The sequence below is a fragment of the uncultured Paraglaciecola sp. genome (assembly GCF_937123705.1).
Taxonomy (GTDB): Bacteria; Pseudomonadota; Gammaproteobacteria; order Enterobacterales; family Alteromonadaceae; genus Paraglaciecola.
The window spans coordinates 1-4,367 of sequence record NZ_CAKZKO010000101.1 but is presented as its reverse complement, the minus strand read 5'-3'; the positions used below and the strand labels follow the sequence as shown (position 1 = coordinate 4,367).

Below are 4,367 nucleotides of genomic sequence, written 5' to 3'. Positions count from 1 at the left end.
TAGGCTAATGCTGGCACGATTCTGTCAATTGATATGAATTGTGGACTCACTACACAATTTCTGCGAAATTGTCGTGAGCCCTTCGGGGATTAAGGGAGGATTTCCACTGCCTAGCGGCATGGGAAAGGTTGAAATACGTCACTGTTACTTTGGAACAGTGACGTATATCTGGGAGCTAGATGTGGTCTATTTCCGAGGGCTATTTTCAACAGTGACCGCCCAGTGACGGAATATTTTTAAGCCAATTTATGGGATGGTTTACCTATACCACCCAATACCGATAACCACTTTTCATCAGTACCACGATCCAACCAATTCTTATGAATTTTGACTGCTTCCAGTGGCGTAATACTATGGCTGTTTTTACCGCTCGATAGCTCCTTTAAGATGAACCGCTTTCCGACATCTTGAGTGCATTTTAGAGTGCCTTTTTTGACTTCATTAGACCACTTTAGATAAGCACTTTCTAAGTCGTCAGAAAGTGCCGGAGAAGCCCCACGCGTGGACTCTCTAAGTGGTTTTTTACTGTCCACTTTATCGGTCTCTAAAATCCCACCACCACTGTTTTTATCTGGCAGTGAAATGACTCCCGCAGCTACCGACATAGACAGCATAACTTGATCGTGTGAGTGACCCATTCGGCGCATCAGGTCGTATTGCTCGTGAAACAATGCACCGGTGTCAACGCCTCGGTTTACGAAGGCCACAACCATTCTGATTCCAATGGTGATGAAATCGAAAACGATCATAAAAATTAACGTTTTCCAGTTTCGGGCTTGTTCGACATCACCACCAAATAGTTTAGATAGAAAACGGTCATCAGCACCTAGCCCTGAAACCGCGACCATACCACCAGAGGATAATAGTTCTGTCCTGCGTTCTTGGAGTGTTGCGAGTAGCGCGAGTGTTCCAGCATATTCACGGTTTCCATTTGAGTACGTGAAGCCGCTCAACTGCCTTTCTAAGTCATCAATTTTCCTTTGGGCTGGATTAATGCACTTGGTTAAGTAGTTTGCAGGGCAGCGCGATAGAGTGGTTCTGACAGATGATAACTGAGTGTTTAACTGGTCAATCTTTACCGCTTCCGCACTTGCTTTGCTTGAGTTTGCAAACTTGGCCAGACCTTCCAGCTTGTTTTCTGCCGACAGTATTCTTGCGTCTACTGATTGCATCGGGGCTGAATCTAAAGAGGCTTGAGCGGCCTTTTTAGCCCCTGAAACGTTACCGTTGAAGGCTGCACCCGCCAATATGACCGCGTAAATCACCAGCATGGTTAAAACAACTAGCATCACGCCGGTGGTGTTTTTGTTGGTCATCGCTTTAAGCAACAACCAAACTAAAAGCAGCTTGAGTGATGCAAAGGCAATAAATCCGATGACGAATAAAAACGTGTTTAAACCTTCGCCCTGAGTAGTTGCCCAGGAGACGGCCATACTGGCGGGTAACAGATCCACCACAAGGAGTGCGGAAGCTATGTATTTACTAGCGTTGCGGTCTTTTAGGTTGAGGTGAATAAAGATCAACGTTGCAGTCATCATTGCAACAGATATTGAAATGTAATGTGAAGAGATGAAGTCCATTAGATTAGACCCCACAATTTAGCAGGTGTGTTATTGTGCTTGCGCATTTTCTCGACTCCTTCAGGTAGTCGTTTAAGTGAAGTCCTGCCTCAGTGTTTCAGCACTGGGGAAGGGCGGTATATTCTTATTTCCGTTTGGTATCACCTCCATCTAGTAGTAATTGCTGTTGGTCATCTTCAATGAATTTTATGTTTAGATGGGTGATTTTCCGCCCTGTTTTTATTATGTTGAATTCAACGTCGATATTTGATTTTTTCATTAGTTCAACTTCCATAACATCTAGGACTCGTTTTTTAAATTGCCCCCAATTATAGCTATCGGGAACACCTAGCATTTTCCTTAGTTCCTCAACGTTTTGCTTTTCTATCCATCCAACAAACCGTCCACCAGTCTTAGCTTTTGGTTTTGCCCAGCTCACCAACAGTTCATAAAAGCGCCATGTGTAAGAGCTACTGAAGTTGACGGCTTTGCGTAACGGATAGCTGCTGAATCTCTCCCTCATACCTATCAGGTGGGGGACAACGTGATAGTTAAATTCACAACTTATTTTACCTTCTTCCGTTTTGTACTCTGCGGCACTCATCAAAGTAAAAATGCGTTTCCCCCTCTTGTTCTCTGCCCGATCTGTGGTTATTACTCTGTGCATTAGTGTTTCTACCGCACTTGATAAATCTCTGTAGGCTGTCTTTTCAGAAACACCATAAGCAGCACTGTATTCCAACGCTGACAACTCAATCTCTTGGTGTGTATTATCGCCCCTCAAAGGATGTAGCTTGCTTATGAGTGCTTCCATGCAGCGTTTTTCCACTATTCCAAATCGATAATATGCACGACTTAAAGCATGGCTTTTTGTTATTGAATTCTCACTGACGCAATGCAATCCATCTGCATCAGCTAGAGAATTGCTGTTGCTGTTTTTAGACTCAAAACTAAGTTGTATTCGATTTAGTTGATCTTGTAGCGACATACACCACCAAAAATATAATAAAGTAACATTTTTATCATATGTTACTTTATTATTAAAAGCAATGTTCGAATAATGTTACCTTTAACCATCAAAATGTTACTTTAATACCATCAAAATGTTACCTTTAACCATCAAAATGTTACTTTTAACTCTGTAAAGCATTGATTACTAAAGTGAAATACAGCCTAGAAACAAGAAGAAACAAAAGAAACATAACAGAAGGCTGTGGATAACTAAGCAACGTGCCAAAAAAGAGCGTATTTTTTGGGCTTTGTAAGCCAGTCATCACAGCAGAATCTTTTAACTTAGTTCTGACCAATCCAGCCAACAATCAAAAGCAAAAGTAGTTTAGGGCTTGTTGCCCTCTCAATGCTTCGCACTGATTCACCTTACTAGATTGTAGAGCGGCCTTAAACGCATCACAGCAGCTATATTTCAAACCGGCTTATACATTCGTATGGTTTTTATCGTTGAACAGCTTAGCGGTCAATCTGAGACGATTTAGCACTAACCAAGATTAAAAGCGGTTTGTCGTGTGGGTGATGGTTTATTTCCTGGCGGCATGCCGGATTTGGGTCTGATGAGCTTTGACATTTCTGCGGAGTGCTCCGCAGGTGTTATCCGTAGGGGAGACCCCTACACCCCCCAAGCCAGACGGCGTGTATTTAGCCTGGGTATGGAAGATCTTAGCTAGCGAGCTTATTCACTCGTAACGTAATCCAAGAGTAATAAAAGTAGATTACCTTTACGGCCTTAAGCACTGTTTAGTGTATGACTGGGAAGAGATGAGGGAGTATAAATCAGGGTGGGGACACCACCCTGATTTTCACACTTTACGCTTTACGCTTTACGCTTAAAAATAAATAAATATGCGGCTCCATTAAAACCCACACCACATTAATATATCATGAATATTTGAGGGCTAAATACGAGAATAAAACCCGTCAGAAAATACCGGTGGTTACGTTGATATGTTTTTTTGTGGCTTACTAAATCCTTAGTAAAGTCGTACCAGTACAGGCATCTTTAACTAAGATGTGGATAGTCGATAAACCATTGAGCTGCTCAGGTTTTGCGATCTTCATTTCAATAGACACACTTTCAGGTGTTTCATTGTTGGCTGCAAAAAAAAACTGTACGCGTTCCCGTAATTCGTCCTCTATTTCCCGCTGATGGGTTGCCAGTATTTCAAACATAGTGTGACCTCCGATTCTCATTGTGGTTATATTTATAGCAATAACTTTCTGAATAATTAATGAATATGACCTTAATTTGTTTTGTTTATCATCCATTTGTCCGAAGCAATACCCGACTCCATGCCGATTTAAGTCTCAATCAGATGAGTGAAACTGTTCAGCATCTTCAGTTCAGAAGTTTACTTTTGTTGGTATTTGATCCGGTTCTGGAGTTTTTTTCCGGCTTTGAAAGTAACGACCCGTCGTGCACTGACAGGATTAGCTTCCCCCGTTTTTGGATTTCGTCCCGGGCGCTGCTTTTTATCACGTAGATTAAAATTCCCAAAACCTGATAATTTAAGGCATCCACCTTGCTCAAGTGCCCTGCTCATTTCCGCTAAAAACATTTCGATAAGCTCCTGAGATTCACGTTTATTTAAACCGAGTTCAGTATGTAAATGCTCAGCCATTTTTGCTTTGGTCAATGTCATACGTCGATCCTAACTTTCAATGATGGGAGGCTATCATGTAGCGCTGGATTCATTCCAGCAAAGTCATCTAGCTTAACTTTGGCAGAGACGCACAATTCATCCCAATTGCCAGAGAGTGCCGAGGCTGACGCGGGCACGATTCTGTCAATTGATA

General features: G+C 42.2%; 4 protein-coding genes. All 4 read right to left on the bottom strand.

The features are described from left to right. Positions 1–236 precede the first annotated feature (236 nt). Positions 237–1,580, bottom strand: coding sequence for a hypothetical protein (locus Q0688_RS13780; RefSeq protein ID WP_299077702.1), 1,344 nt, complete (start codon positions 1,578–1,580; stop codon positions 237–239). 124 nt (positions 1,581–1,704) lie between these two features. After that, on the bottom strand, positions 1,705–2,547 hold the full coding sequence (locus Q0688_RS13775; protein ID WP_299077699.1) for a replication initiation protein: 843 nt from the start codon (positions 2,545–2,547) through the stop codon (positions 1,705–1,707). Positions 2,548–3,536: 989 nt separating this feature from the next. Next, positions 3,537–3,743, bottom strand: a complete 207-nt coding sequence (locus tag Q0688_RS13770; protein WP_299077696.1) for a hypothetical protein — start codon at positions 3,741–3,743, stop codon at positions 3,537–3,539. Between the two features lie 179 nt (positions 3,744–3,922). Then, positions 3,923–4,213 (bottom strand): integration host factor subunit alpha, encoded by a 291-nt coding sequence (locus Q0688_RS13765; protein WP_299077693.1) that lies wholly within the window; start codon positions 4,211–4,213, stop codon positions 3,923–3,925. Between the last annotated feature and the right edge of the window lie 154 nt (positions 4,214–4,367).

Excerpts from the sequence above, each read along its gene's own strand:
- Q0688_RS13780 (WP_299077702.1), bottom strand. The coding sequence starts at position 1,580 with ATGGACTTCATCTCTTCACATTACATTTCAATATCTGTTGCAATGATG.
- Q0688_RS13775 (WP_299077699.1), bottom strand. The coding sequence starts at position 2,547 with ATGTCGCTACAAGATCAACTAAATCGAATACAACTTAGTTTTGAGTCT.
- Q0688_RS13770 (WP_299077696.1), bottom strand. The coding sequence starts at position 3,743 with ATGTTTGAAATACTGGCAACCCATCAGCGGGAAATAGAGGACGAATTA.
- Q0688_RS13765 (WP_299077693.1), bottom strand. The coding sequence starts at position 4,213 with ATGACATTGACCAAAGCAAAAATGGCTGAGCATTTACATACTGAACTC.